Origin of the sequence: Anaerosacchariphilus hominis (assembly GCF_014290175.1) — a bacterium.
Classification (GTDB): domain Bacteria; phylum Bacillota; class Clostridia; order Lachnospirales; family Lachnospiraceae; genus Laedolimicola; species Laedolimicola hominis.
The window spans coordinates 1-1,401 of the sequence record NZ_JACOOR010000025.1 but is presented as its reverse complement, the minus strand read 5'-3'; the positions used below and the strand labels follow the sequence as shown (position 1 = coordinate 1,401).

Genomic DNA, 1,401 nt, shown 5'->3' with positions numbered 1-1,401 from the left:
CCGGATCATATCCATTTGCTGGTGGATTGTAAACCACAGTTTTTTATTTCTGATATGATAAAAATCATGAAAGGAAATCTGGCAAGACAAATGTTTCTTGTACATCCGGAATTAAAGCAGAAGTTGTGGGACGGGCATTTGTGGAATCCATCTTATTGCGCGGTGACAGTCAGTGACCGGAGCAGGGAACAGGTACTGGCATACATTGAGGGGCAGAAAGAAAAAGAAAAGCGAAAAAACTAGAAAACGAGGTTTTATCATGCGGATTACATCCAGTTATGGCGTGGAAATAAAAAAACAGAATATTCCCATCCGCCATACGCTGCGGATTTACCGCTCTGCAGTCAGTTATCTGATTCAGGTGTACGCGGAAAGCTGGGAAGAACTTTCCCAGATTGATAACGCAAAGAAGCGGTTTAATGCAGCGGAACATCTGGTGCATGAGACGAAAAAGAATCATGCAAGGTATGATTTCGACCTGCATTTTCCGAAGATGCCATCTTACCTGCGAAGGGCAGCGATACAGCATGCGCTTGGAAGCGTCGCTTCCTATGAAACAAGACTTGATTTATGGAAAAATGGACTCCTTACGGGAAAACCGAAGCTGGTTTCGGAAAATCATGCCATGCCGGTATTTTACCGTGACGTCATGTACCGGGAGGCAGAACCGCAGGAGGATGCGGCGTATCTGAAGCTGTATGACGGCCACGACTGGAAATGGTTCCGGGTAAAGCTGCTCCATACGGATATGGAATATCTGCGAAAAAACTGGGTTGGGGAAAAGGCCTCTGCTCCTACTCTGGAAAAACGACATCACAAATACTTTCTGCGCTTTTCTTATACGGAAGAAGTAAGCCTTACCAAAACAGATATCAAAGAACAGACCATTTGCAGTGTGGATCTGGGAATCAACACGGACGCGGTCTGCGCCATCATGCAGGCAGACGGAACTGTCCTGGGACGGAAGTTTATCGACTTCCCCAGTGATAAAGACCGGCTGCATCATACATTGGGCAGAATCCGCAGATTTCAGAGACAGCATGGCTCCGGACAGACACAGAGCCGCTGGGCTTACGCAAAGCGGCTGAATATGGAGCTGGCCCGGAAGACAGCGGCGGCCATTACAGCCTACGCTGCGGAAAATCACGCAGATGTTATCGTTTTTGAGTACCTGGAAATGCAGGGCAAGATCAGCGGAAATAAAAAGCAGAGGTTGCATTTGTGGAGAAAACGGGATATCCAGAAGCTGTGTGAGCATCAGGCGCACCGGCAAGGAATCCGCGTATCCAGGATCAGCGCCCGAAACACCAGCAGGCTGGCATATGATGGAAGCGGTCCGGTAGTTCGAAATCCGGAGAATCACAGCCTTTGTACCTTCCCGACAGGAAAACAGTATAACTG

At 48.1% G+C, this 1,401-nt stretch carries 2 protein-coding genes; both read left to right on the top strand.

Translation table 11 applies throughout. The annotated features are described in order from the left end of the window. The coding region (tnpA, locus tag H8S44_RS16125) for an IS200/IS605 family transposase (protein ID WP_186997570.1) at positions 1-243 on the top strand (243 nt) is incomplete at its 5' end. A gap of 16 nt (positions 244-259) precedes the next feature. After that, on the top strand, positions 260-1,401 hold a 1,142-nt coding region (locus H8S44_RS16120), incomplete at its 3' end, for an IS200/IS605 family accessory protein TnpB-related protein (RefSeq protein ID WP_186997569.1).